At 49.5% G+C, this 26,589-nt stretch carries 19 protein-coding genes; 4 read left to right on the top strand and 15 right to left on the bottom strand.

Annotated elements, in window-relative coordinates:
* Positions 1–305: 305 nt before the first annotated feature.
* The 3 genes from QZQ08_RS06280 to QZQ08_RS06270 all read left to right on the top strand — a co-directional run bounded on the left by QZQ08_RS06280 (position 306) and on the right by QZQ08_RS06270 (position 3,426).
* Positions 306–1,568: a dicarboxylate/amino acid:cation symporter gene (locus tag QZQ08_RS06280; RefSeq protein WP_296329544.1), complete on the top strand. Its 1,263-nt coding sequence runs from the start codon at positions 306–308 to the stop codon at positions 1,566–1,568.
* Entirely contained in the window at positions 1,565–2,395 is an 831-nt protein-coding gene (locus tag QZQ08_RS06275; protein ID WP_296329542.1) for a S9 family peptidase, read from the top strand. Before QZQ08_RS06280 ends, QZQ08_RS06275 begins: the two co-directional genes overlap by 4 nt.
* A gap of 107 nt (positions 2,396–2,502) precedes the next feature.
* The gene (locus tag QZQ08_RS06270) at positions 2,503–3,426 is read left to right on the top strand and encodes a LysR family transcriptional regulator (RefSeq protein WP_296329539.1); all 924 of its coding nucleotides are present in this window, start codon (positions 2,503–2,505) and stop codon (positions 3,424–3,426) included.
* A gap of 319 nt (positions 3,427–3,745) precedes the next feature.
* On the opposite strand, the gene QZQ08_RS06265 is transcribed toward QZQ08_RS06270, so the two are convergent.
* Both QZQ08_RS06265 and QZQ08_RS06260 read right to left on the bottom strand, forming a co-directional pair.
* Positions 3,746–4,951, bottom strand: coding sequence for an MFS transporter (locus QZQ08_RS06265; RefSeq protein ID WP_296329536.1), 1,206 nt, complete (start codon positions 4,949–4,951; stop codon positions 3,746–3,748).
* The gene (locus QZQ08_RS06260) at positions 4,952–5,740 is read right to left on the bottom strand and encodes a PhzF family phenazine biosynthesis protein (protein ID WP_296329533.1); all 789 of its coding nucleotides are present in this window, start codon (positions 5,738–5,740) and stop codon (positions 4,952–4,954) included. It abuts the gene before it with no gap.
* A gap of 129 nt (positions 5,741–5,869) precedes the next feature.
* Between QZQ08_RS06260 and QZQ08_RS06255 the strand changes: the two genes are divergently transcribed.
* Positions 5,870–6,739, top strand: coding sequence for a LysR family transcriptional regulator (locus QZQ08_RS06255; RefSeq protein ID WP_296329529.1), 870 nt, complete (start codon positions 5,870–5,872; stop codon positions 6,737–6,739).
* Between the two features lie 162 nt (positions 6,740–6,901).
* On the opposite strand, the gene QZQ08_RS06250 is transcribed toward QZQ08_RS06255, so the two are convergent.
* From QZQ08_RS06250 to QZQ08_RS06190, 13 genes are all read right to left on the bottom strand, one after another.
* The gene (locus QZQ08_RS06250; RefSeq protein ID WP_296329526.1) at positions 6,902–10,234 is read right to left on the bottom strand and encodes an exodeoxyribonuclease V subunit beta; all 3,333 of its coding nucleotides are present in this window, start codon (positions 10,232–10,234) and stop codon (positions 6,902–6,904) included.
* Positions 10,227–13,253: a PD-(D/E)XK nuclease family protein gene (locus QZQ08_RS06245; protein WP_296329523.1), complete on the bottom strand. Its 3,027-nt coding sequence runs from the start codon at positions 13,251–13,253 to the stop codon at positions 10,227–10,229. Before QZQ08_RS06245 ends, QZQ08_RS06250 begins: the two co-directional genes overlap by 8 nt.
* Positions 13,254–13,419: 166 nt before the next feature.
* Positions 13,420–14,355 carry a UDP-N-acetylmuramate dehydrogenase gene (gene murB, locus QZQ08_RS06240; RefSeq protein WP_296329520.1) on the bottom strand — a complete coding sequence of 312 codons (936 nt, stop codon included), beginning with the start codon at positions 14,353–14,355 and terminating at the stop codon, positions 13,420–13,422.
* Positions 14,352–14,687 carry a YlbF family regulator gene (locus QZQ08_RS06235; protein ID WP_296329517.1) on the bottom strand — a complete coding sequence of 112 codons (336 nt, stop codon included), beginning with the start codon at positions 14,685–14,687 and terminating at the stop codon, positions 14,352–14,354. The genes murB and QZQ08_RS06235 overlap by 4 nt, the downstream gene beginning before the upstream one ends.
* 160 nt (positions 14,688–14,847) lie before the next feature.
* Positions 14,848–16,152 (bottom strand): M15 family metallopeptidase, encoded by a 1,305-nt coding sequence (locus QZQ08_RS06230; RefSeq protein WP_296329515.1) that lies wholly within the window; start codon positions 16,150–16,152, stop codon positions 14,848–14,850.
* A gap of 5 nt (positions 16,153–16,157) precedes the next feature.
* Entirely contained in the window at positions 16,158–17,804 is a 1,647-nt protein-coding gene (locus QZQ08_RS06225) for a HAMP domain-containing sensor histidine kinase (protein ID WP_296329512.1), read from the bottom strand.
* A 23-nt stretch (positions 17,805–17,827) separates the two neighbouring features.
* A complete protein-coding gene (locus QZQ08_RS06220) occupies positions 17,828–18,526 on the bottom strand; it encodes a response regulator transcription factor (protein WP_296329507.1) in 699 nt (232 codons plus the stop codon).
* Positions 18,527–19,108: 582 nt separating this feature from the next.
* Entirely contained in the window at positions 19,109–19,657 is a 549-nt protein-coding gene (locus QZQ08_RS06215) for an NADH peroxidase (protein ID WP_009015448.1), read from the bottom strand.
* Positions 19,658–19,827: 170 nt separating this feature from the next.
* Positions 19,828–20,751 carry an N-acetyl-gamma-glutamyl-phosphate reductase gene (gene argC / locus QZQ08_RS06210; RefSeq protein WP_296329500.1) on the bottom strand — a complete coding sequence of 308 codons (924 nt, stop codon included), beginning with the start codon at positions 20,749–20,751 and terminating at the stop codon, positions 19,828–19,830.
* Positions 20,752–20,960: 209 nt separating this feature from the next.
* Positions 20,961–22,871, bottom strand: coding sequence for a heavy metal translocating P-type ATPase (locus QZQ08_RS06205; RefSeq protein ID WP_296329497.1), 1,911 nt, complete (start codon positions 22,869–22,871; stop codon positions 20,961–20,963).
* Positions 22,872–22,913: 42 nt separating this feature from the next.
* Positions 22,914–23,132, bottom strand: coding sequence for a cation transporter (locus QZQ08_RS06200; protein WP_296329495.1), 219 nt, complete (start codon positions 23,130–23,132; stop codon positions 22,914–22,916).
* A gap of 1,012 nt (positions 23,133–24,144) precedes the next feature.
* Complete coding sequence (feoB, locus tag QZQ08_RS06195) at positions 24,145–26,208, bottom strand: ferrous iron transport protein B (RefSeq protein WP_296329492.1); 2,064 nt, start codon at positions 26,206–26,208, stop codon at positions 24,145–24,147.
* Positions 26,201–26,434 (bottom strand): FeoA family protein, encoded by a 234-nt coding sequence (locus QZQ08_RS06190; RefSeq protein ID WP_296329489.1) that lies wholly within the window; start codon positions 26,432–26,434, stop codon positions 26,201–26,203. The genes feoB and QZQ08_RS06190 overlap by 8 nt, the downstream gene beginning before the upstream one ends.
* Positions 26,435–26,589: the final 155 nt, after the last annotated feature.

Here is a 26,589-nt window from a genome sequence, read left to right as displayed (position 1 = left end):
GCTGGGCCAACACCCTGCCAAGAAAAATACTCGGCTATAAGACACCCGAGGAGTGCTTTAGGGAAGAAATGCTTGCAGCACTTACTGCATAAAGGTTCGCCGGGTGTTCAACTTATTATTGCAATTCGGGATGAGTTACATTGAGCCAAGAATGACTCCATTATTATCAGAAATCTCTTTATTGATATTAATCATTTTCATGGTTTCTATTTATTTTCTTCATTTACTGTATAAAGTCGCGTTATGTCTTTTCCTATTATAGCTGTAGGAATATAATAGACTTACTTATTTTTAAGGAGAGTGTTATGATGAGCACAAAAACAAAAACAGCACACCTCAGCAGTTACCGGGATCCGCTCATCCTGATTACAGGCTGCGTGATTGGGGCCATTCTGGGACTTATTTTTGGGGACAAAGTCTCCTTTCTAAAACCGATTGGGCAGATTTTCCTGAATCTCCTCTTCTGCCTCATCGTTCCACTCATTTTCTTTTCCATCGCGGGCTCCATTGCAAATACGAAGGATACGGGCAAGGTCGGCAAGATGATTGGCCTGACGCTTCTTATTTTCGTAACGACAGCCATCCTTTCTGCCATCTTGATCCTTACCGTAACCCATTTTACAGGTGTTCCGACAAATTTTACGGCCGTGGCCAAAAATGCAGCGGCAGCAAAGCCCATCAGCGTCAGTGACCAGATCGTCGGGACCCTCACGGTCGGCGACCTGCCCCTTCTCATTTCCCGCTACCACGTCCTGCCACTCATCATCATGACCATTTTCTTTGGCATCTGCGTTTCCCGTCTTGGCGAAGAAGCAAAGCCCATCATCGATTGGATGAACGCCATGACCAAGGTCTGCTATAAAATGGTAGCCTATCTCATGAAGCTTGCGCCCCTTGGCCTTGGTGCCTACTTTGCGGATCTCACCGGGACTTATGGGATTGAGCTCCTAAAAACCTATGGCAATGCCATGCTCGTCTTTTATTCCGTCGTTTTCCTTTATTTTTTCCTTTTCCTTGGTTTTTATGCCTTCCTTGCCGCAGGTCCCTGGGGCGTAAGGAATTTCTTTAAGGTCATTCTCGCTCCGGCCCTGACGGCCCTTGGGACACGTTCGTCAGCAGCAACGATTCCGCTTCAGATGGAAGCCTGTGATAAATTGGGTGTACCGCGTGACATCTCAAGTGTTGTCATTGCCATGGGCGCAACCTGCCATATGGATGGGGCCTGCATCGCCATGGTCTATGCCGAAGTGCTGGCAACGACGATGTTTGGGGTTCCCCTCGAAGGCTTTGCTTTGCTTCTTGCTATTTTTGTGGGTGTAACCTCTTCTGTTGCAACAAGCAGTGTTCCAGGCGGCGGTGCCGCCGGCGAAACCATGATTATTTCCGTTTTCAGCCTTCCCGAAGCAGCTTTTCCCATCCTGCTAATGATTGTAGAACTCTTTGATCCCGGCTGCACGCTTCTCAATTCCTGCGGCGACACCGTCGTTTCCATGCTCATTACCCGTATTTTCCATGGCAAAGACTGGTATAAACAAAACTTGAACCAAAATCAGGAGGCCTTAGAATGAAAATCAATGCCCAATATGTCCTGCAGGAACCGCCTTACGGCAATGCAGCTCAACCCGATACGCAGGACTTCATCCTTGATGTGGCAGGTGACCGGCTTTTAGGCGAAGCATACCTTCCCAGCGGCCTTTATGACGCCCCCCATCCGGCTGTTGTTGTCTGCCACGGCATTCCCGGCACCAATAACAACGACGACCTGTGCCAAAGCCTGCGCCGCATGGGCTGCACCGTCATCCGGCTCTATCACCGCGGGGCCTGGGGCAGCGGCGGAATCTACTCTTTTTCTCACTGTATAGAAGATACGGAAGCAGTCCTTTCCTATCTTGCTGCTGGCGGCACAGAACGCTATGCGATTGACCCGGCGCGGATCTTTCTCCTCGGCCACTCCAACGGGGGCAATACGGTCATCAATGTGGCAAAGCGTCATCCAGAGCTGCGCGGCATCATGGCCTACTGTCCCTTTGACCACAAAGGGGCGGAAACCCTTCTCGGAAAAGAAAACCTTGCTGCCATGCTCACTGAGGCGGCCACGGTCCTTCATATCGAAAGTCCCGAAGCTTTAGTCAAGGACAGTGAAACGCACCGCGACGAATGGACCTTTCCCCTTGCAGCTTACCCTTTGAAGGATCAAAATATCCTTGTCATCGGCGGTGAAAAAGATACGGTGGCCCCACCCCAATACATGATCGATCCCTTCTGGAACCTTCTCACAGACCAGCAGTCCCATGCCGTCCACCAGCGTGTTGACCTTCTGGGCAACCACTCTCTTGATACATGCCGACTGAAACTCATTGAAACGGTGGGAGCATTTATTGAAAGCCTTTCATAAGGTAAATCAAAGAGTCTTTCCTTTCAGGAAAAGGCTCTTTTTCTAATTCGATATGATATAATTGATGAAAAACAAGAAATCAATTCGACTGTTTCTATGGAGGGCCTATGGATTTTCGAGAACTGCAATATGTTGTCACGGTAGCGGACTGCCGAAACATCACCCAAGCATCCAAAGAACTTTTCATTTCCCAGCCATCCCTGAGCTATGCCTTGGCCCAAATTGAAAAGGACGTGGGGGCCAAACTTTTTGACCGCTCCCATCAGCCGTTAACACTCACGGACGCTGGGCGCATCTACGTTAAGACGGCACGCCTCATTCTCCGCGAAAAAACGGATATGAAAAACCGCATTGCCGATCTCAAGGTAGGAAGCTCCGGCGATATCATTGTCGGCATCCCATCAGGCCGCGCCGGTTATATGTTTCGCCCTGTTCTGAGGTGCCTGCGTGCAAAGTACCCTGCCTCCCAGCTCTTTTTAAAAGAAGGCGGCACGAGTGATCTCTTGGAACTTCTGCAAATGGGGAAGGTCTCCTTTATCATCGTCCCCTATTTTGATGACGAACTGCCTGTAGGAATCCATAAGGAGCATATCTATAACGAAGCGGTTCCCCTCATTGCCGCACCGGATTTTTTCAGCGATGCGGATTTTTTGGATAAAGGAGTACGCCGCATTAACCTCAAGAAGATTGGCAAAAAGCCCTTTATTGCCGTCAAGAAAAAACACTTCATCCGCACCATTGTGGACCGTGTCTTCCAAAAAGAAGGCATCATCCCCAATATTCTCACGGAAGTGGACAGCAGCTATGATGCCGTCCAGCTTGCTGCCTGCGGGATGGGCTATACCATCGTCCCCCAGCGCACGGTCATCATCCTCGGGGACAAGCAAAAGGGGACAAGCTTTTCCTACAGCAGCCAACCGCCTGTCTTTCCCATCCAAGCCCTTTATAAAAAAGGAACGTATCTGAATAAAGCGGAGAAATATTTGATTGAACTGCTAAAGAAAGAGTTTGATGGGAAGGGAAAGGGCTAAGAAGCGGTCAAGCTTGCCTGCGCTTTCATCTCCAGCAATCAAACCAAAGAAAAAAGAATAAATAGAAAGTACACCATCGAACATAGATATGCGTTTGATGGTGTGTTTTTTACATTCGGTATACATGAATAGATTCTATCATTATGCATATTGGAATATATAGGTTCTTTGTTTCCGCCTTCGCGTTTTAACTCATTATTCACAGCATTTCTACCTATCCCAAACGGGGGATGGTTCATTGTACGATGGGTCATGCCCACTGCTTTTCCAATTTCTTTAAAGAGTAATGGAGCACCTAACTATAACAAATCGGAGCGATTTAGGCTTCGGCTTTTTCTTCCCGGATCAGATAACTTGCCACACTCGCCTCCAAACAGAGGGCAACGTCAATCAACCAAATGAGCGTATAATTGCCAAAAAGCTGATAGGAAAGGCCGCCCAAATAAGCACTCAAGAAGCCGCCAATCTGATGGGCAAAAAAGAGCAGCCCCATGAGGGTTGCCACTTGATGAAGGGGAAAATGTCCGCTCAAGACGCCCGATGTGGGCGATACCGTGGCATCCCCAGTAAGACCAAGACCTACTGCAAAAAGGATGGCCGTTGTCATCGTTTTAGGCAGGACAAAAAGGTAGAAAAGCACCCATAGAGCACGGAATCCATAGTAAAAGGAAAGGAGCCTGCCCTTTTTAAGACGAGAACTTGCATACCCAGACAACAGGGCGCCCGCAATGGTCGCAATGCCATAAAAAGAAAAGGCCCAACTTGCTTCCATCTTAGGAATCCCATAGGAGACAAACTGGGAAAAAAGATGGGATTCAATGATGACCATATGGAACCCGCACGTTGAAAACCCGGCAAGGAGCAGCTGGTAAATCCGTTCCCCCAAGGCCGACTGGATTTCTCCAAGCCCCATATGATGGGAAGCATCGGTCCCGCCTTTAGGTGTTGCGTCCTTTTTGGTCAGATAGCGGATACAGGGAATGAGCAGCACCATAACAAGGGCAAGCCGGGGCATGGTCGCCGGTACACCGCCATATTGGAGGGAAACGTTAAGGAGTGGTGCAAGAAAAAAGTTAACCATCCCCGCCGATGCATTAAGGAGCCCTGCAATAAAAAGGGACCGTTCCTGACCGACAAAGGAGATAGCAGACGACAGGACAAGGCCAAAAGCAATGGCTCCTGTTCCAAGGCCCATGAGGACGCCAAGGGTAACGATGAGCATCCCGTAGCTGGCACATAGCTTGATGCCGAGTACGGAAAAGACCATGAAAAGGACACCTAACGTCAAAACGAAACGATTGGACCGCCGTGCTGCCAAAAGCCCAAATAAAGGCTGGGATGCGCCAAAGACAATCTGCATGACGGCAATGGAAAAACTGACCTCTTCATAGGAAAGGCCTGTCATATCCGCAATGGGTTCGAGCAGGATGCCAATACTTGCCCGCAGCCCTGCTCCAAGGCCATAGATGAGGCAGGCAATGAGTCCTAAAAAAAGGGCACTGCGCAAAGAAGACTCTTTTCTCATTTATCTTACCTCCATGGGAAAAACAAGTTCACCTATGGAATAAAGGGCGGCCTTGCCGGCAAGTTCCACCCGGCTGCCCTTCATTTTGGTATAAAGGACACCGGTCCGTTCCGATGCTTGAAAAGCTTTGATCTCATTTTTTCCTAAGATGGCAGACCAAAGAGGAACCATATGACAGTGGCCGGACCCGCAGACTGGGTCTTCCGGCACACCTAATTTCGGCGCAAAGCTGCGGCTTACGCAGTCATAGTCCTTCCCGCAGGCCGTAATGTGGAGGAGCAGTCCGTTTAGGTCAAGGGCTTTTTGTTGGTTGATTTTTGCGTTCCTGACCGCTGCTTCGTCTGAAAGAACGCAGATAAGATCCCGTCCTATATAGGCCCGTTCCGGACGGACTCCGATGGCACCTGCCATAGCATCAGTGACGGGGACAGGCATGAGGGAATAGGCGGGAAAATCCATACAGATAAGGTTTCCCTCACGGCGTACCATTAAGGGCCCGCTCAAGGTCTTGAAGCAAATTTCCTGCGCATCCTTCTCATAAAAATGGAACAGGATATAGGCCGTGGCAAGGGTTGCATGACCGCAGAGGTCAATTTCCCCGCCTGGCGTAAACCAGCGTAGATGGTACATCGCCCCTTCCTGTACGGCAAAAGCTGTTTCGGAAAAACGGTTTTCCATGGCTATTTTCATCATGGTTGCGTCTGGAATCCACGCATCCAAGATACAGACAGCAGCGGGATTCCCCTTAAAGACGGTATCCGTAAAGGCATCGACAATATATTGTTTCATCGTCACTTCCTCCATTTCTAAAGGAAGGATACCACGGAGATAAGAATAAGTAAAACGAATTTATCTAATGAATAAATTAGAAATAGTGATGTATAATAAGGGCAGCAAATAAGAAAGTAGGTGCCTTCTATGCAGCGTTTCAAAGCCCTTCAGACCATCCTGCGCCTTGGGAGTTTCACAAAAGCCGCCCGTGCACTAGGATACACCCAATCCTCCATTAGTCAGATGATGGCCTCTCTTGAAGAGGAGCTGTCCTTTAAGCTCCTGATCCGTTCCAGAAACGGCATTACCCTTACCCAAGAAGGTCAGCAGCTCTTCCCCTTTTTGGAACAGGTCCTCCACAGTTACGAAGCCATGGAAGAAAAAGCCCGGGAAATCAGGGGGCTTGAAACAGGCATGATCCGTGTGGGAACCATCTCAAGTATCACCTGCCGCTGGATGCCGCCCCTCATCAAAGGATTCAAGGCCCGCTACCCCAATGTGGGATTTATTTTTCAACAAGGCGATTACAGGCTCATTCCAGAGTGGATCGAGTCGGGTATCATCGACTTTGGTTTTGTCTCCCCTGACTCCTGTCCCCACTTAATGACCATTCCCGTTAAGGATGGGGAACTTGTGGCGGTACTCCCCAAGCACCACCGCTGGGCAAAAGAAAAGGCGATTCCCTTGGAAGGCCTCCTTGGCGATTCCTTTATCCTTCTTGAAGAAGGAAACTATAGTGAACCTATGGAAGCCTTTCGGGAAAAGGGCATCAAACCCCATGTCGCTTACAGGCTCCACGATGACTACGCCATCATGACCATGGTCGAAGCCGGTCTTGGTGTCAGTATCCTCGCAAAACTCATGACGGACCGAAATCCCTATGATATCGTGACCATCCCCATTGACCCGCCCCTTTATCGTCATCTTGCAATTTGTTATAAGGACTGGGACCTTCTGCCGCTATCAAGTAAGCATTTCATCACCTATATCACGGAGCAGGCGGAAGAGCTTCCCTAAGAAAGAAACCTGTCCTGCGATGGGCAAACGTCCTTGATGGTGATGATTCCAAACGTCCATGTTGGGTGCTGGCACCAAAAAAATCAAAAGACCCTGACCAAACCAGAATCCTAGGTTCGGTCAGGGTCTTTTGATGATGGCGTCGCAGCTATGGATGGCTGCTTACTTTTTGCAAAAATAGCCAAAGCCGCAATAAGTACAGGCAGCGGTCTTTGTTTCAAAATTCTCTTCTTCGTCAAGGGTTTGGAGTTTTGTAAGAAGGGCTTCAAGGTCTGACACTTCCTGGTCCCGGTCAGTAAGCTCCCAGGTCGAGAGGCTGCGCAGAAAATGGAGTGAGGCTCTGCTCACTTTCTTGTGATAGAGGGCCTCGGCGGCAAGGCTATAGATGGCAAGCTGCCGCGAATAGGCTTTTCGTTCCATGCCGTCTACGGGCGGATGACCGCTCTTATAATCAATGATTTCAAGTGTTCCATCCGGCAAATGGACAACTTTATCGATGCTGCCGTCAAAGTAAATAGACGCATTTCCCACGTTCATAAGCGGCAGTTCAAAATCGACTTCTGCTTCTTGGGGAAGATCCTCATAGGCAGCATAAAGAGGTGACGCAAGGTACGCATCAATGAGAGGCCCTCCCTCTTTTCGAAGAACGGCCTTTTCCCCATCGCTGTATGCTTCTTCAAGAAGCGCCAGTTCCTTTGCTTCCTTGACAGGTGCCGTGCGGGAAAGCTCCAAGACTTTATGGATATAGGTCCCCAGCGTTGCCGGCGCAATGCGGACGCTCCCCGTTCCCACCACATCAGGGTCAAGGTTCGGCATATGAATCCGATACTGGTAGAAGTAGCGGCGCGGGCAAAGGTCATAGATTCCAAGGGCCGAGGCGCTGAGAAGCACTCTCTGGGGAAATTCCACCGGTTTCAATTTTTCAAAGGCGTCCGCTTCCAGTTCAAGAGGCGGCGCTTCCCGGACGCTCAGGGGAAGTGGAGCGGCAAGGATTTCCGAAGCTTTCAGTTCTACCCAGTCGACGAGGTCCTTTCCTTCACCATCATGGAAAATCCGCCTCAGGCTTTCGTACCAATTTTCCGGGCTCTTGACACTGCCTTTGGCCCGTTTTTCTCTTCTTGCGGCTTCTTTTTCTTCACTTACTGCAGCCGACAGAAAGAGGTATTTTTCAGCCCGCGTCATGGCGACATAAAGCTGACGTTTCTTTTCTTCCCACTCAAGGGCGCGATTTTCCTCGCTCAACTCTTCATAAAGGGCAGTCTTTTGCGGCCCTTCTTCACCAGGAATCATGATGCCAAGGCCGGCGCTAGGAAGATACTGGAGACCGAGTCTGCCAGGCGGCGATTTATACTGCTGGTCGGGCAGAAAAACAGCAGGAAATTCCAGACCTTTTGACTTGTGGATGGTCATGATCTGCACGCTTTTGGCGTCCGGTTCTAGGGCTGCGCCGCTTTCCCGGGCCTGCATCCTGCGCATCAGGTTCAATCTGTCCAAAAAGTCCTCGCTGCCGCCTCCTTCCTGCATAGCAAAGGACGCGGCCATGGAACGTAGTTTCCACACGTTGGCCATCTTTTCCCGGCCATGGGGCATGGCAAGAAGGAGACTTTCCACATGGAGCGTCTCCATGATGGTATCAAAAAGTTCCGGCAGGGAGCCCAAGCGGGCCACGTGCATGAGGGCCGTGAGTTTCTTCCAAAGCTTGACATGACTTGGTTCAATAGATTGGGACAGACTCTCCCACAGGTTTTTTTGAGGATACGTGTGCAAAAGGCCAAGGATTTCCTGGTCTGTGAGGCCGCCGTACGGAGATCGAAGGACGCCGGCCATAGCCCAATCCACATCAGGCGAGAGAACGGCGGTCATGATGGTGATGATGTCAATGATCTCCTGCTGTTCATAAAACCCCTTCCCATCCGTCATAGTATAGGGAATATGGGCCTCAGCAAGGGCCGCGGCATAGGGCTCGGCAAGACGGATGGCCGGTACGAGAATGGCAATATCCCCATAGCCCAGTTCCTCATGACTTTTTACGACGGCGTCAATCTTTTGTGCCACCCACTGGGCTTCGGCTCGCTGGGCATCTGGAAAGGTGCCATCTTCTTGGTCAATGATGGCAAGGATGGGCTTTTGCGTTCTTTTCTGATGGGGCACAAGGTCCTGAGCCATGACCGCCTTTTGGGGATTCGTCCCCAAGAGGTCCCGGAAGAGACAGTTGCAGGACTCGATGATTTCCGGCGCAGAGCGGAAGTTATCGGCCATAACAATGTCCGTGCCGCCCGTTTTCATGATGTCATCACGGACGACGCGGAAGACCGTGACATCAGCGCCGCGGAAACGGTAAATGGACTGCTTGGCATCGCCGACGATAAAAAGGTTCTTTCCCCGCAGCTCACTTGCCGTCGCCCCAGAAAGGAGGTAGACCAGTTCTTTTTGCTGCTCATTCGTATCCTGGAATTCGTCGACCATGATGTAGTCAAAACGGTGCTGGTAGGCACGGCAGATTTCAGGGTGATCCCGCAAGAGGGAAACTGCCCGTCCTGCAAGGAAAGAAAAACTAAAGATTTCCTGACGCAATGATTCTTCTTCGAGACGTTCCGAAAGGCGGTGCAGCAGGCTATTCCACGCTTTGGCATAAGGAATGGCTGCTTTATTGCGTGCGTAACCTTGGAGTTTGATTAAGGCCTCTTTCCACTCCTTGATGAGAGGGGCCGCTTTTCCTGCCGCACGGATAAGATTCATGAAGGGAAGGACAGTTTCAAGATCATTTGCGGCAAGGGCTTCATGATAGACCGTCCGTACGTTTTGAAGTTCCAGGAGGGCGTCTTTCGTCTTAGAAGGTTTTAGGTCTGCCCCAGAGGCGAGCATAGCAAGGAAAGTTTCTTCTGCATGGATCTTTGCCGTTTCCCAATCATCCTTGTTCACTGCATAAGGGGCGGAAAGGTCTCCCAAGGCCATGAGGTCCGGCAGGATATCAATGAGACCATAAAGCATGCTGCCAAGCCGCCCCGGGTGATAAAGACCCAATAAAAGCTCCAGGTCCTCGTCTTCCTTTTTGAGCAGATCCCGCAGGAAGGCATCGATGACGGAAGCCTGGAATTCTTTTACTTCATATTCTTCCTTCACCGTAAACTGCGGGTCCATTCCTGCTTCAACGGGATGGTCGCGCAGGATCTGGGAACAGAAGCCGTCAATGGTCGTAATGGGCGCACCATCAAGGTGGCGCAGTTCTTCCTCGAAATGGGTCCTCAGTTCACCGCTACTCCTCCCCACTTCTTCAAGAAGGGATTTGCGGATGCGCTCCCGCATTTCCCGGGCCGCCTTGCGGGTAAAGGTAATGGCTAGGATCCTGTCAGCACTTTTTTCAGGGTCTCTCAAAATGGTGAGGAAACGCTCAACAAGGACCCGCGTTTTTCCAGACCCCGCCCCAGCAGAGACGGAGACGTTCCGGTCCAATGTGGTAATGGCAAGGATTTGTTCTCTAGTGAAATCAGCCATTTGCATCCTCCTCGTCGTTCATCATTTCGTGGTTTTGATTGTCCTTGATGCGGCAAATGTCACGGGCCGGACAGTAGTCCGGGCATTTTCCATGATAAGGCTCGGCGGCAAAGTCACCGCTTCTCATGCGCCGGACAGCAGCAGCGATGGCGTCTTCTGAAATCTTAAGAACATCTTCCATATCCTTTCCGCGTACGCTCTTAGGTGCCTCTTTGGCCGCTTTACCCAAGCTCGACCAAATACCGCCCACACGGCGGCCTGTTCTGATATCGCCATAAATGGCACCGAAGATCTGTTGGGGAATGAGGCCCAGATTACGTTCGAGGACTTTGATGTAAATCGGCAACTGGACCGCTTTGCCTTCATCCATACGAGTCGTTGTCGGCCGCCCGCCCGTTTTATAGTCCATGATGAGGTAGCCCGATTCACTGCGGTCAATGCGATCGATCTGGCCGGAAAGATAGACTTTCTTGCCATCCACCGTAAGGTCATAAGGAGGCCAAGCCGCACCTTTGCGGCCAAAGGCCTTTTCTACGGCACAAGCCGTAAGACCAGTAGAGCTCTTTTCCTCATAGTCCACTTCCATGCGGAGCCAACGCTTCAGCCACGCTTCATAGCTTTTTCGAATGTGGTCCGAGTAGCGGGACCGGGGAATATCCCCTTTCTGTTCCATTTCGGCATAAGTAGTTTGATACTCCCTCTCCAGTTCCTGCCACAGCGTATCCAGCTCCTTTGTGAAGAGCGGTTCACCTAAATGATGCCCCATGAAGCGGGAAAGCGTCAGATGGATCAGGTTTCCCACAACGTCCGGTGTGGGGAATGCGGTCTTTGCTTCTTTTACTTCAAGTTTCCAAATATGAGTAAATAAGTGCATAAAAGGACACGTGAGAAACCCGTCAAGCTGGGACGCGGAAAGATGGAGCGTTTCTTCCTGCGGTCCCAGATAGCCGTTATAAAGGCTCTTTATGGCAAAACGCTTCTTTTCTTTCAGGGCCCGCTGAGGGATCTCAGGATCGATATGATTGGCAAGATAGGCCGCTTCCTTTTCACCCAGAGTTTCTGCTTCCATGAGATAGCGTACCATTTGGGTCTCACTGTAACAGTCATGGACATCTGTGTGATATGTCTCAAAAGGAAGGGCGTGAGGCATGAAAAAGTGCCGCAGCCGCTCAATGTAGTAGCTTGCGCCGCCTTCATCGTCAGCAAACCAAGAAAGATGAACCTCCTTTTCGGCAAGACTCACGGCCGAAGCAAAGAAAAAGCGGTCCCGGGCAAGGCGCCGTACAGACGTACTCAAGGGAATATCAAGGGCAGCAAGCTCCGTCCGTTCCTCATCGCTGTAGAGCCAGCTTTCCCGAGAAATGGCTGGAAAAAGCCCATCCCTTACGCCCAGGATATAGACATAAGGATAAGGAACGCCTTGGATATCGGAAGCTTCCATAATACGGATGCCTTCTTCATGACCCGGCGTCAGCGTCACAGCTGTGCCAATGAGGGCTTCCTTCCAGTAAGAAAGGATGTCACCCAATCCGATGGGGAGATTCTTGCTGCCGACAGCTTCAAAAAGAGCTTCGAGACGGTCAAAAAAGGCCCTGACAAAATCCTGGGACTGGGCCATGATCTTTACTTCCGAAAGGGTCACTTTTCCCTCCTGATGAAGCCTGCCAAAAGTCCGCACAAGGTCCCATTCCGTGAGTCTTTCGTCAATATAATCCCGCCACTGTGTACAGTTCTTTGGCGTCTGGAGCCCTTCAAAAAGAGGCATTAGGTCCAAAACGCCGGTAAGATGGCAAATACGTTCCAAAAGAAAACTCGGTGACTCGATATAGCTTTCCTCCACAAGGCGGCTTACGGAGGCCCGGTCCACATGGAAAAGCTCCTGCATGAGCGTTGTCTTCATGAGAGCCAGAAGAGGTGCCGTATCGTCCCGTACAAGAGCCGCTTCCCAGAGTTTTGTAAGGAAAAGGGGCAAAGGCTGACCGGCAAGGTCCGTCACGTCTGCAAGGGTTGACAGGAGACCGTATTCTTCCATGTACCGGCCAAGGCCCTGATAGTCATTGAGATTTCGCACAAGAAGAAGGATCTCATGGGGCGCTACGCCGCTTTTAAGCTTTTTCTTGACGTCTGTTAGGACCATCTTGATTTCGCTGTCAACACTGGACGCTTCCCCCAGATAGATATGCCGTGCAGCCACGGCATCGTCCCTTCCTTTGGGAAACGTGTCAGCAAAATAAGCAAGGTCCTCAGGACGGCTCATTTTTTTCGGTGCAAGTTTCTTTTCATAGCCATCGCCCAAGAGATCTTCTTCAAGTTTTCGCGTTGCCTCCGATAAATCAGGCCGCGACTCATCATAAAACAGGCCAAAAGAAATGGAAACTCGTTTCCCCAAGGCTTTTACAAGGGCCATCTGGAGTCCCGTCAGTTCGTTGAATTCACTGAAATACAGTTTTTCCCAAGTGATGATAGCCTCTGAATCTTGCAGCACGTCAAGGGCTTTGTCATAGAGGCCATTCAGGTCGCAGAGCTGGCGTTCATTCATGAGGGCTTCATAAGCAGAAAGGATGAGGGCAATTTCCTTATCCTTTTCCCCGCCCCGCTTTGCCTCACGGTTCCAGGAAAGGACAGCGTTCTTGAACTCTTCACCCGTCACATGACACGTTTCAAGTTCCGTCAACAGCTGGACGACACTGTCACGGAATCCTTTTTTATCGGCAAGGGACTTAAAATAAGGCAAGAGATCCTTTCCGGCAAGATACTCAATGGCTTCCGATGCAATACGTGCCTGCGTATCTCGGGAAACCAGCATCCGTTCATTTTCCCGTCCGTTTAACCGCAGGATTTCCCGCGGCAGGGCATCGATGGTACTCGTCTTGATGACGCCATAGCGCCGGACCAAGTTTCTAAAATACAGGTTTGGCACAAGAAAAAGGGCTTTTCCATAAGGGTACTGTGCCGCTTCTTTCAGAAAGTCCTGCCGCATGGTCTCCCCGAGGCCCGTGATCCACAAGGTTTTTTCCATGGTTCCTCCTTTGCCAAGATTCTTTTCTTTGGCTTCTTGTTCTATTATGACGGAAGCGGAACAAAAGTTCAATATAATCCGTATCACAGGGTGAAAATTACCCCAGTAATCAAGTATCCATAACACAAAGGACTTTTCCTCACTGAAGGAAAAGTCCTTTAGGCTGTCAGCTCCCCCGCCTTTTGTCCATGTCTTCCCCGATGATCCTGACTTCCGGTTCTAGAAGGACGCCGTGCTGGCTCCTGACCTTATTTTGAATGGTTTTGATGAGGCGCAGCACGTCGCGCGCAGTTGCCTCCTCACGATTGATGACAAAGCCCGTATGCTTTTTGCTCACTTGGGCGCCGCCCATGACAAGGCCGGCAAGACCTGCCTGCCGAATAAGAGGGCCCGTGTAGTGACCGGGCGGACGTTTAAATGTGCTTCCCGCACTGGGATATTCCAAGGGCTGCTTTTCCTTACGGCGTTTTGTAAAGTCCGCCATTTCTGCCTTGATTTCACAGGGTGCCTGGGGCCGCAGCTCCATAATCGCTTCAACGATGACGCAGCCGGGATGGTCCATGAAATAGGAATGACGGTAACTGTAAGAAAGGTCCGTAGCCGCTGCGGTTTGAAAGTTCAGGTTTTCATCAAGGAAGGTCACTTCCTTGATGACATCGCTCATTTCTCCACCATAGGCACCGGCATTCATGAGCACGGCACCACCAAGGCTGCCGGGAATGCCGATGGCAAAAGTAAGGCCGCCCAGGCCATGGTCCGCTGCAAGCTTGGAAACTTTAGAAAGGGGGACGCCGCCAGCAGCACGCAGCTCATGACCGGTGACAGAAAGGGCGCCCTCTTCATCCAAATGAACGACTAGACTGCGAATGCCGCCATCACGAACGAGCATATTGGACCCCTTTCCCAAAATGAGATAGGGCACGTCACAGCGCCGTGCCTCCTGCAGGAGGGCCTGCAGGGCTTCGGGCTCCCGCACCGTCACAAAAAGGTCGGCCGGTCCGCCAATGGCAAAGGTTGTATGGTCCTTCATGGGTTCCTGGATCCGCACTGAACGAGGAAAATGCACCTTTGCGTATGCGCAAAGGGCATCAAGGTCCATCATTCGACAGCTTCCTTGATGGTATCGCTGAAAGCCTTGGAAAGGTCACCCAGCATCATCTGGAAGCGGATATAATTTTGGATGTATTCGCTGGCAACGGGATTCAGCTGCAGCATTTCATAAAGTTTCTGCATCTTTTGAACCTGCGCTTCGTCCGGTTTCTTTCCCTGGTACTGGGCAAGTTCAATTTCGGACTTCTGTTTGAGGAAGTCCTTGACCATGGATTCTGCGTCCTTATCGGCCGCAAGCTTCGGTTTGACTTCCTGCATCTTTTTATATTCGTGGGAATCGCGGATTGCTTCACACACGTGATTCATTTGATCATATACGTTCATGGGATTTCTCCTCCTTTTTTGGGTTATGTTCCTTATTTTATCATAGAAAAGAAAGGAATACCAATTTTCTGTGATTGGGCGTCAGCCTTTTCAAATGATTCCTAAAAAAAGAGCGGGGCCTCTTTGTAAGAAGAAGTCCCGCATGCTGTGAGTTACATTTTTATCCTTTGTATTCGTAGTGCCACCATTCCATCTCGCTCCCCTTGAAGCCGCTCTGCGTCATGGCTTCATCAAGAAGGCCGCGCAAATAGCGCTGAAGATCTGTACCCCCTGGAAAAGACCGATACTGAGCAGGTGACAGTTCATCAAAATCAGAGATCATCTTAATGGGGCTTCCCGTTTCTAGGTCATAGAGGCTGACATCAACGCTGCGCCCCGTATTATGGGAATAACCTTCACTTAGAGGGGGCAGAAGGCTGTCACGAGAAGGGCCCAGGAGCAGCTTTGCCACAGCGAAATCTTCATACGAACGGTAGCCTTCCCAGATAAGGAGGCCATATCCTTTGGAAACCAGGATCTTTTCCGCCCGGGCCAGAGCTTGTGCAGCCTTACTGTTCAGTTCTGCATTTTTGCTTGACACGATGGCTTCCCCAAATAGATTATTCACCGTACTGTAGCGGAGGTCCTGTTTTGCCGCAGGAACGACATCTCTCAAGCTTACAAGATCAAGCTTCTCTTCCGTAATTTTTGTGGGGATGGGAAGGGTCTTGGCCTTTTCCCTAGCCTGCGTCAGGGTCATGACCGGTTTGATGCGCTCAGGCCTCCCATTTTCGCCTCGCGTAAAAATTCGGCTGTAGGAACGATTGCCTATGCGCAAGCTGATTCCCATCCCAGATCCATTTCGGTCAAAGCGGACGGGCGATGACGTATCTGTATAGGGACCTTTTTCCACCAGCCTATAGGCATCATAATGATCCTTTATTAAGGCAAAGCCGTTGCTTTTAGTAAAGTCCCGATCGTTTTTTTCAAGCTCATAAAGAAGTTCCAGTTCTCCTTGATTTTCTCGGACAAGGAGAACCTCGCCTCCGCCATGATAATACCCAAGCAGGGCCTCTTCATCAGGGGCCATCTCATAAGGGGCTTCCTGAAAGGCTTCATCAGGCGGCTTTCCCGTATATGTTATGGCTGGGTAGACATAACGGCCCGCAGCAAGCTGGGAACCATCAGAGGAAATCCGGACCACACTGTCAGCTTTGACAAAAGGGCCTTCTTCGCGAAGGGCATAGCTGTCCTTACGCTCAGGGACCAGATAAAATCGGTTCCAGCGCGTCCCATTTTCGCCGGGGATGGCATAGCAGAGGGCATAGCCTTTTTTTTGGGGCACCACGGCAAGTGTTTCATGGGCATTTCCGTAATACCGGACAGCAGGCGGTTGGGCTGCGGCAGCTGGTGCTGCGGCCTGAACATTTCCCGATTCCCACAACCCTAGAAAGCAACAAAACAGCGTAAGAAGTTCTTTTTTCATATAGATCACTTTCCTTCCGGCTCTACAGGGTCTTCATCAGAAAGAGGCACAACCGGCTCTACGGGGTCTTCATCAGAAAGAGGCACAACCGGCTCTACAACTTCTGCCACATGTTCCTTCCCCATTTTGCTTTTCATTTTGGTAGGAGGGAATGTGATCATGAAGGTCGTCCCCTTCCCCACTTCGCTTTGGACCTGGACCTTGGCCTTATGGATACGAATGATTTCTTTTGCGATGGCAAGGCCCAGTCCGGTTCCCGGAATATGGCGTGAGTGGGACTTATCCACCTTGTAGAAACGTTCCCAGATGTAGGGGAGGTCCTCCTTAGGAATCCCAAACCCATGGTCTGTCACCGTTAGCACAGCGCCTCCGCTACGGCTGGGAAGGACTTGAAAGACGATGGACGATGAATCGGGGGAATACTTCATAGCATTATCCCCTAAGATCATTACAAGCCGGAAAAGCCGGTCCCCGTTGCCCATGACCATGAGATTGTCATCAATGTAGCGTTCGAGCCGGATGTCCCGCTTTTTGGCCCGAACCTCCATCATGCTCACGACATTTTCCGTAATTTCACCTAGCGGCACAGGTTCCATTTCTTCATTTTCCTTGCGTTGGAGACGGCTGATTTCAAGCAGTTCATTGATCAGCCGTTCCAGGCGCTGGGTTTCATTATCAATCAATTTCCTGTATTTTTTTATATCTTCCGGATCTGTGACCGTCCCATCGAGGATAGCCTGATTGTATCCTTGAATGATGGTAATTGGCATGCGCAGTTCATGGGAAACATTGGCCACAAAGTCCCGACGCAGTTTTTCCATCTTATTGGTCTTAAGGACAAATTGTTCCAAGTCGCGGCCCAAGGAATTTAGGGAACGGCCCAAATCGGCCACCTCGTCCTCCCCATCAACAACAACTTTCAGGGAATAATCACCGGAAGCAATGGCCTTGGCGCTGTTTTTCATATCCACAAGGGGACGCACAAGGCGCCGCGTGAGACCAGACACAATGATGACACTGATGACAAGGGCAGCAATACCGACAATGATCGTGTAGATGTAGATATCGCGCAGGACACGGTTCAGCCCGTCAATTGGGGCAGCCAGCAAAATAGCCCCTGTAATATCCTGGTGTGAATCTTCCATGGGAAGTCCCACCAAGAGCACCTGTTCTTTGTAGTAGGGATGAAAGAGCCGGGCATTCACACGGTTGCGTTCATAGACACTGGGGAGAATGGATTTTACTTTATCATTGAGGGGGCCGCCTTCACGCAGCTGCTGATCGATGGCTTCTACGGAGCTTTCCTTACGGAAGGTGGAAGGGTCATTGGCGCCGGCATTCGTCGTTTCGTGGGCGGCACGAAGATCTTTTTCCCTATCCCGCATGGTTTCAGAAGCATTGATGAGGCGGTAATTGGAATCAAAGACCCAAATCCGCGCGCCAATCAGTTGATCCACACTCGTAAGGTATTGGCTCAACATGGCAGACGACGCCCCTGATCCATTCAAATAGCGAACAATAAGGGCGACCTCTCCCCCTTTTTGGTTCAGTTCCGTCTCTTTTGTACGGAAAAAATAATCTGTAATCAAATAGGAAAGACCAACTGAAATCCCAATGATGATAATGACAATAAGGCCCATGTAGCTATACATGAGCCTCGTACTTAATGACTTTTTCACTTCTTGACCTCAAACTTATACCCAACGCCCCAAACGGTCACAATATCCCATTTCGCATCCTTGGGAATATCCAATTTATGACGAACGCGCTTAATATGCGTATCAACCGTGCGGGTATCTCCGTAATACGTATATCCCCAAATCTTTTCCAGAAGCTGGTTGCGTGAAAAGACTATGCCAGGGTTTGAGGCAAGGCACCACAGAAGCTCCATCTCCTTTGCCGTAAAGGTCACCTCCCGGCCAAAGGCAACGACACGATATTCACTTAAGTTGATCATGAGATCTGGATATTCAAGGACTTGCTTGTTCTGGGATTGGAGAAACTGACTGCTGCGGCGCAGGACAGCCTTCACACGGGCGACAACTTCGCGGGTATTGAAGGGCTTTGCGATGTAATCATCGGCCCCCATCTCCAGACCCAAGATCCGGTCATCATCAAAATCCTTGGCGGTCAACATGATGATTGGCACATCGGAAATCTTACGGACCTGTTTGCAGACTTCAAAACCATCGAGGACAGGCATCATGATATCAAGAAGGATGATATCCGGCTTGCCCGCCTGGATCTGCACCAGTGCTTCCGCCCCATCGGCCGCTTCAATGACCTTGAAGCCTTCTTTTTTAAAATAAAGGCTCAAGATCTCTCGAATCTGTGCCTCATCATCAGCAATCAGTATGGTCTGTTGTCTTTCCATAGTTATAACAACCTTCCTTAACAGAATCCTCCCTCAAACTAAGGAGGGTCCATGCAAATTGGATATACCACTTGCTTCATTATACAGCGTGAAAGTCGAAAGAACAAATAAATTCTTTATGACAAAAATGGGAAAAGACTGTGAAGCGCAGGAAGTTCCCTTGTTTGACAGGCAAAAAAGTCCTGTCCGAAGCGGCCAAGTAAGACGCACTCCTAGGGATGGATGAGGATTCTCCTGGGATAGATGGCTTTTCTGCGCATTTTTGTTCCAGCATTTTACACATGCGTATTGAGTCCGCACAGGATGAGTGTGCAGCAAGCCTTTTTATTTTACAATAGGAGCCTCGGATTTGACAACATCCTTGATCATTTCTATGAAAAAGGCTCTCCTATCATCGAGTTTTTCGTTGATTGTTCTTAAAAAAGCGCCATAGTGGTTAGGGCCGCATTAAGGCTGAAACCCTCAAGGAGCCAAGCTTTCCCCATAAGAAAGGACTCCTCTTGAAACTTCCATCCATCTGCCGAAAAGTTTCCGCCATACGCAAAAAGCCCGCACCCATAGTGGATGCGGGCATATCTGTGATTATTTCCCGAAGTAACGAGCCAGCAGGGCGTCGAAGGAACGGCCATGACGAGCTTCGTCTTTGCACATTTCATGAACGGTATCATGAATGGCATCGTAGCCAAGCTGTTTAGCGAGGGTAGCCAGTTCTTTCTTGCCTTTGCAAGCACCCTGTTCAGCAGCAGCTCTCATTTCGAGGTTCTTCTTGGTGCTGTCGGAGAGCACTTCGCCAAGCATTTCAGCAAACTTGGAAGCATGTTCAGCTTCTTCATGAGCAGCCTTTTCATAATACAGACCAACTTCAGGATAGCCTTCACGGAAAGCCACGCGGCTCATAGCAAGATACATACCAACTTCGGAGCACTCACCAGTGAAGTTTTGACGCAGGCCTTCGATGACTCTTTCATCAACGCCTTTGGCTACGCCAAGAACATGTTCATCGGCATATTCTTTTTTGCCTTCACCCATAACGGTGAACTTATCTTTCGGAGCACCACACTGAGGGCACTTTTCAGGAGCTTCTTCTCCTTCATATACATAACCGCAGACAGAACAAATGAATTTTTTCATAGTAAAGACCTCCCCTTGAAATTAGCTTCTTCCAAAACGATTTTTGAAAGAAGTATTTATTAATAATTATTTTTGCTTACATCCTTATTATAGCATCGTACTTATAAAATGCAAGCCCTTTTTTACTTATTTTTCAAGAATTTTTATTCTTTCTGTCTATGATGGGACCATTACAGGGAAAGTCCCGTCGTTGGATCAAGTCCAAGGGCAATGTTCATGCTCTCCAGTGCCGCTCCGCTGGCGCCTTTCCCTAGATTATCAAACTGGGCCGATACGGTGATCCGGTCCAGATTCCCACAAATAAATAAGCGCATGGAATCTTTTCCTGAAAGGGTATTGGAACCGAGCATGGACGGGTTCTCCTCTTCTTCTGCAACAGAAATAAAGGAAGACGGGCCAAAAAATTCCCGGTAGCCTTGACGAATCTCCGCCAGTTTCAGATGGTCCCTATTTTCGATTCCTACGGTGACCAGCATACCTGAATAATACGGTGCTACAATGGGAAGGAAGATTGGCAGTGAGACAAGGCCCGTATACTTCTTGATTTCCGGTAAGTGTTTATGCGTTTGTCCCAGGGCGTAGATACGGGGCGCGTCGACCTCACGGTCATGGGGTCCTTCGTATTCTGCAATCATCTTCTTCCCTCCGCCGGAATAACCAGTCAGAGATGTAATGGTAAGCGTCTCGTTAGGTGAAACAAGACCCATCTTCACCATCGGCGCAATTACGGCAATGGAGCCGCTGGCATGACAGCCTGGGACACTGATCCGGCTGCCATTGCGGATTTTTTCCAGAAAGGAAATCCCAAGTTCCGGAAAGCCATAGGCCCACCGATCATCACAGCGAAAAGCGGTCGATGTATCGATGATCTTTGTATCTGTATCGCTAACAGTTTCCATCAGTTCGCGGCTTGCCACGTCAGGAAGACAGAGAAACGCGACATCTGCCTCAGCAACTTTTTGAGCACGGGCAGGAAGGGATTTCCTCTCCTGTTCAGAAATAGAAAGGATCTGAATGTCGTTGCGTTCCATGAGCCGATCTTTCAGACGAAGTCCCGTGGTTCCTTGGGAACCATCGATAAAAACCTTGATCATATGTTGTTTCTTCCCCTCATTGCTAGATTTTTCTGGGGAAGACCGACTGTTTTGGACGCTCTCCCCTATTTTTTTATTATATCATCTTCAGATTGATAAATCGCCATCTTTTGAGAAGAAACTGTGAAGATTCAAGAAACATCAAAAACAAAAGGATCTGTGAAAAAATGAAGTTCTCACTTTTCACAGATCCCTGCATCATGACAGGATCAGACTTTTTTTACGAACAAAGCCCTCATGGCATTCATGACAGCCATAATGAGGACGCCTGTATCGGCAAAAATGGCCATCCACATATTAGCAAGACCCAGTGCGCCCAAGATGAGGACAATCACCTTAATTCCGATGGCAAGATAGATATTTTGGTGGACAATGGACACGCATTTTTTGGAGATGCGAATGGCTTTTCCGATTTTCAAGGGATCATCATCCATCAAAACGACATCGGCTGCTTCGATTGCTGCATCAGACCCCATGGCCCCCATGGCAATCCCTACATCGGCCAGGGAAAGGACCGGCGCATCATTGATTCCATCGCCCACAAAAAGGACCTTGTCGTTTCCCTTCTTCTGCTGGGTGATTTTTTCTAGAAGGGTCACCTTGTCTTCAGGAAGAAGTTCGCTGTACACACGGGAAATCCCCAGCTCTTGGGCGACTTTTTCGGCAACCTTCTTGGCATCACCTGTGAGCATGACCGCTGCGATGCCCTGTTTTTTCAACTCTTCAATGGCCCTTGCGGCATGCGGTTTGATGACATCAGCAATCAGGATGTGCCCTGCATATATCCCATCAACGGCCATATGAACAAGGGTGCCCACCTGATGACAGGGAAGATAGGAAATTCCTGCTTCTTCCATGAGCTTGGCATTGCCGCACAGCACGCTGCGTCCGTCAACTGTGGCCCGAATGCCGCGGCCGCTCAGCTCTTCGATTTCCGTGACACGGCTGCGGTCCAGGGGTTTCCCATAAGCTTTTTGGAGGCTCTTACTGATGGGATGGCTTGATGCATTTTCCGCAAGGGCAGCCCATTCAAGAAGGATATGGTCTTCGACAGGTGAATGATGGATACCAACGACTTCAAAAACGCCCTTGGTCAAGGTTCCCGTCTTATCCATGACAACCACAGCAGCCTGTGACAAGGTTTCCATATAGTTGGATCCTTTGATCAGGATGCCTTCGTGGCTTGCGCCGCCAATCCCTGCAAAGAACGTCAGCGGAACGCTGAGCACCAAAGCACAGGGACAGCTGATGACAAGAAATGTCAGGCTCCGATAAATCCAGCTTGACCAAAAGGGGTCAAGCCCCATGAAAATCCGCACCAGAGGCGGTATAAGGGAAAGAGCCAAGGCACTGCAGCAAACAATAGGCGTATAATAACGAGCGAATTTGGAGATGAAGTTTTCTGACTTGGATTTACGGCTCCCTGCATCTTCGACAAGGTCAAGGATCTTACTGACCGTGGAATCACAGAATTCCTTTGACGTGCAAATCTTAAGCACGCCTTGCTGATTAATGGACCCACTGACAACGGTCATCCCAGCTTCTACATCAAGGGGCAGGCTTTCTCCCGTAAGAGCGGCCGTATTGAGGGTGGAATGGCCACTTACGACTACGCCATCAATAGGCACTTTTTCACCAGGCTGTACGACAATGAGTGTTCCAACGGCAACATCATCGGGGTTGACGCGGACCAATTGGCCGTTCTCTTCAATATTGGCATAATCTGGACGGATATCCATGAGTTCGCTGATGTTGCGGCGGCTCTTATCAACAGCATAGTCTTCAAAGAGTTCACCGACCTGATAAAAGAGCATAACAGCAATGGCTTCAGTATATTCCCCATTTTGAAAGAAGCCGAGAAAAAAGGCTCCTAAACTGGCAACAGCCATGAGAAAGTTCTCATCAAAAACCTGTCCGCGCCAGATATTCTTCCAAGCCTTGATCAGGATATTCCAAGAAATGACGGCATAGGCCGCAAGGTAAGGCAAGGATTCCCACAGCCTTGTGACAAGCGATTCGCCCGGTTTCATTGGGCCGGCTTCCATAAAAATATGGGCGCCTGCAGTCAAGAGGGCGGCTGTAAAGATGCGTATCAGGGTTTCTTTTTGTTCTGTTTCCATGATCTCTCCTTCTTAATTAAGTAATATTTTAATTAAAAACACTCAGATCAGGACCTTAGCATCAGCATCGACTTTTTCACAGCGTTCCTTGACGGCGTTCATAACAGTTCCCACATCTGCTCCCGATTCAAATTCAATGGCCATTTTTTGGGTCATGAAATTAACTGCAGCCGCCTTGACACCCGGGGTTTCCTGAGCGATACCTTCCATCTTGGCTGCGCAGTTGGCACAGTCGACAACAATTGCATATCGTTTTTTCATCTGACTCACCTCTCATTGCGCTTCAATTAAATATTTATTTAATCGTTTAACTATGTTATACCCATTTTGAAGGAGTTTGTCAAGAGGGTATAGAAGTTCGAGAGCAAACACGAAAGGGGATGGATGACTATGCGGAATCTTTTTGCAATTATCGGACCAAGGAAGCCATTAACACTGAATTCGCAAAATGCAATTGGAAGAAATACCGGAAGGGAAAAATAAAAAGGCTGGCGGATTAAAAAGTAAAAAAGCAAAAAAACATGGCGTACGAGGTTAAGCCAAGGCTTTCGGACAGGGCGCCTATTTATTTTTCGATAATACGGTCCGTGGGCCGAATCGCTTCGACAGCGTCTTGCGATTTCTTTGGCTATCGAAAAATTGTCCTCACTGCCATTTGTAATGTAATGTCTGGCACAAATCGGCCTGCTTATTCACCATACACTCCTGCAAGCAAGCTTGCTCGGTGGATATCCCGCCTTAGCTAGGCGCGTCGATTTCGGAGGAAGCAAGCGCTAAGGCAAAAGATCTGAAGAGGAACTACCACAAGGCAAATGCCAGTGAGAAATTGACTGTAAGGTTAGTCCTAAATCGAGCGTAATCTCATTTTCCCTTTAGGGCTCTTACGTTCGATATGGCTGAGGAAAGCGACTGGGCTTTTAAAGATGAAGATAACGGAAGCGTTTGAAACAACCTGCATTCTTGTTTTCCCTTAGTGCCCTCAGTCAAGCAGCAAGCCGCCTTGACGAGGCAGGCCGGCTTTCGCCGTAACCCAGGTCAGCACAAGTTGACGGTTATGCTGGATACTCCTTATTTTCCCAGCCTTTAGGGCGTTAAAGAGACCATCCATAAAAGAGCCTATCGATTTGAAAGGATGGGAGCTGAAAAAGACGCCTCAAAGCGAATCCATATCCCGATTCGGTTTGAGACGTCTTTTTATTTTTATACCTTTTCCAAAAGGCCCCCTTTCCTCTTTATAAAGAGGGGCCACGTACTTTCACAAGGTGGAAGCACTTCAGACTCCGAACAACAGCCTAACTCCTTGGTAAACGCAAAAGGTCACTACCCACGCCGTTACGAGCTGAAACACCGCTTCACCAAGGGTCCAGGCCCAGCTGCCGGATTCTTTCCGAATGGTCGCAAGGGCTGCCACACAGGGGACATAAAGCAGACAAAAGACCATCAGGCACAAGGCGTTGATAGACGTAAAGCCAATACTTTCAAGAGCCTGCTGGAAGCGTTCCATCCCCTCTCCGCTCGTTGCATTGGTAATCCCAAAAAGAACAGCGCAGCTGGAAACGACCACTTCTTTTGCCGAAATCCCGGCAAGAAGGGCCACTGTAATCTGCCAAAATCCCAGACCAATAGGAGCAAAAAGAGGGACCATCCAGTGCCCCAATAGGGCGCCTAGGCTCCGTGTCGGGTCTTCCGTATACCCTTGGGGTCCAAAGTTCAGGAGCCCCCAGATTACAATTGTCCCTAAAAAGATGATGGTTCCTGCCTTTTGCAGGTATCCCTTGACTTTATCTGAAACATAGATGCCAACCGTACGCATATCGGGCATTTTATATTCAGGAAGTTCAATGAGGAGGTAATCTTCCTTGTCAAGATGACGGGCAACGTCGGTCCAATGAATCAAGAGGGAAACGCCAATAGCAACAAAAATGCCTATAATATACATGGAGTAAGCAGCCACCATCGCATATTCATTGAAGAAGATTTCCGAAAAAAGAATATAGATGGTCAGGCGAGCGTTGCAGCTCATGAAAGGAGTGACGAGCATGACCTTGTAGCGGTCCCGTTTGTTTTCCAGTCCTCGGGAGGCCATAATGGCCGGCACCGTACATCCGAACCCAACCAGCATAGGGATAAAGGCACGGCCCGATAGTCCCACCTTTCCCATGATATTTTCCATGACATAGGCGACGCGCGCCATATAGCCACTATCTTCCAAAAAGCCCAAGCTCAGGAAAAGAATCAGGATATTGGGAAGGAACGTGATGATAGTTCCTACCCCCGCAAGGGCCCCGTCAAGGACCAGGGACTGGAGGGGCTTTGCGACCGCATGGGCCGACATGGCAGAAGCCATGAAGTCTGTGAGGGAGGCAATGCCTTCTTCAAGAAATCCGCTTAAAAAGTCCCCCACCGTAAAAGTAAGGAAAAAGATGAAGGCCATGATGAGAAGGAAAATCGGAATCCCCCAGGTCTTATCCGTAAAAATTCTGTCCAGACGATCGGTAAACTCATCCCTTTTTTCCTTATGGATAACCACTTCCCGAATGATTTCTTCGATGAAGTCATACTTCTGCCGAATGATATCGATTTCATAGCTCCGGTCCAGTACCTGGGGCAGATTCACAGGCAGCTTTTCCGTCACTTCCTTGTCGCGCTCCAAGAGTTTGATGGAAGCCCAGCGGCGATTGGGCAGATCTGTATAATGCGTTTCTAGAAAAGCCGAAATCTGATCGATTCGGTCTTCCAAGTCATCGGAATAGACCATGGCATATTCCTGATGATTCAGTTCATGGGTACTGGGCCAATCATGGTCGTGAATCAAGGGGTCGGTTGTATTCACATCCTTATGGTGGGCCGCGGCGTGAATGAGCACTTCAAGGCCCCGCCGCTTTCTCGCCGATACGGGGATAACCGGGATGCCGAGCATTTCCGGCAGTCGGTGTAGGTCGATCTCCAGGCCGCGTTTTTCTACAATATCCATCATATTAAGGGCCATGACAACAGGCTTACCCAATTCCAGGAGCTGAAGCGTCAGATAGAGACTGCGTTCAAGAGCTGATGCGTCAACCACGTTGATGACAACATCCACCTCATCACTGAGGATGAATTCCCGGGAGACAATTTCTTCCATCGTGTAGCTTGTGAGGCTGTAGGTCCCAGGCAGGTCGACAAGGCGAATATTCATGTTGTGGTGGCGGATAGCGCCCTCTACTTTTTCCACGGTCACGCCCGGCCAGTTCGCGACTTTGAGATTAGCGCCTGTGTAAGCATTGAACAGTGTCGTCTTCCCACAGTTCGGATTCCCGATGAAGCCAATGGTGAGATTTGTCTTTTCCTCAGCCATGATGAGCCTCCCTTGTCACGTCAATATTTCGTGTCAGGTTATACCCCATGGCAAATCGGGTACCCCGGACGGTCACAATCATGACGCCCTTTCCTTTCCGGTCCACAACATCGACTGTTGTCCCCGGCGTCATCCCAAGGGCAAGGAGACGGCGTTCAATTTCAAAAGGCAAATGGAAAGCATCAATCATGGCGGTTTCCCCTTTGCCAAGTTCATTTAATTTCATGTCACTGATTCCCCCAATTTAACAACTCTTCCTATTCTAATTTGTTCTGCTCATCTTGTCCACTTTCTTGAGCAAAAAGACGAGGTGAAATTGCAAATTCTCTAAGCGTAAAATGTTTCTCGGTAGGGAAAAATAGTCCTTGCAAAATAAAGGGG

The organism is uncultured Acidaminococcus sp. (genome assembly GCA_900538365.1).
Taxonomy (GTDB): domain Bacteria; phylum Bacillota; class Negativicutes; order Acidaminococcales; family Acidaminococcaceae; genus Acidaminococcus.
This window is presented reverse-complemented; position numbering and strand designations above follow the sequence as displayed.

What these genes read in the sequence shown, in the direction of transcription:
- QZQ08_RS06280 (WP_296329544.1), top strand. Translation starts at nt 306, where the DNA reads ATGATGAGCACAAAAACAAAAACAGCACACCTCAGCAGTTACCGGGAT.
- QZQ08_RS06275 (WP_296329542.1), top strand. Translation starts at nt 1,565, where the DNA reads ATGAAAATCAATGCCCAATATGTCCTGCAGGAACCGCCTTACGGCAAT.
- QZQ08_RS06270 (WP_296329539.1), top strand. Translation starts at nt 2,503, where the DNA reads ATGGATTTTCGAGAACTGCAATATGTTGTCACGGTAGCGGACTGCCGA.
- QZQ08_RS06265 (WP_296329536.1), bottom strand. Translation starts at nt 4,951, where the DNA reads ATGAGAAAAGAGTCTTCTTTGCGCAGTGCCCTTTTTTTAGGACTCATT.
- QZQ08_RS06260 (WP_296329533.1), bottom strand. Translation starts at nt 5,740, where the DNA reads ATGAAACAATATATTGTCGATGCCTTTACGGATACCGTCTTTAAGGGG.
- QZQ08_RS06255 (WP_296329529.1), top strand. Translation starts at nt 5,870, where the DNA reads ATGCAGCGTTTCAAAGCCCTTCAGACCATCCTGCGCCTTGGGAGTTTC.
- QZQ08_RS06250 (WP_296329526.1), bottom strand. Translation starts at nt 10,234, where the DNA reads ATGGCTGATTTCACTAGAGAACAAATCCTTGCCATTACCACATTGGAC.
- QZQ08_RS06245 (WP_296329523.1), bottom strand. Translation starts at nt 13,253, where the DNA reads ATGGAAAAAACCTTGTGGATCACGGGCCTCGGGGAGACCATGCGGCAG.
- murB (WP_296329520.1), bottom strand. Translation starts at nt 14,355, where the DNA reads ATGATGGACCTTGATGCCCTTTGCGCATACGCAAAGGTGCATTTTCCT.
- QZQ08_RS06235 (WP_296329517.1), bottom strand. Translation starts at nt 14,687, where the DNA reads ATGAACGTATATGATCAAATGAATCACGTGTGTGAAGCAATCCGCGAT.
- QZQ08_RS06230 (WP_296329515.1), bottom strand. Translation starts at nt 16,152, where the DNA reads ATGAAAAAAGAACTTCTTACGCTGTTTTGTTGCTTTCTAGGGTTGTGG.
- QZQ08_RS06225 (WP_296329512.1), bottom strand. Translation starts at nt 17,804, where the DNA reads ATGTATAGCTACATGGGCCTTATTGTCATTATCATCATTGGGATTTCA.
- QZQ08_RS06220 (WP_296329507.1), bottom strand. Translation starts at nt 18,526, where the DNA reads ATGGAAAGACAACAGACCATACTGATTGCTGATGATGAGGCACAGATT.
- QZQ08_RS06215 (WP_009015448.1), bottom strand. Translation starts at nt 19,657, where the DNA reads ATGAAAAAATTCATTTGTTCTGTCTGCGGTTATGTATATGAAGGAGAA.
- argC (WP_296329500.1), bottom strand. Translation starts at nt 20,751, where the DNA reads ATGATCAAGGTTTTTATCGATGGTTCCCAAGGAACCACGGGACTTCGT.
- QZQ08_RS06205 (WP_296329497.1), bottom strand. Translation starts at nt 22,871, where the DNA reads ATGGAAACAGAACAAAAAGAAACCCTGATACGCATCTTTACAGCCGCC.
- QZQ08_RS06200 (WP_296329495.1), bottom strand. Translation starts at nt 23,132, where the DNA reads ATGAAAAAACGATATGCAATTGTTGTCGACTGTGCCAACTGCGCAGCC.
- feoB (WP_296329492.1), bottom strand. Translation starts at nt 26,208, where the DNA reads ATGGCTGAGGAAAAGACAAATCTCACCATTGGCTTCATCGGGAATCCG.
- QZQ08_RS06190 (WP_296329489.1), bottom strand. Translation starts at nt 26,434, where the DNA reads ATGAAATTAAATGAACTTGGCAAAGGGGAAACCGCCATGATTGATGCT.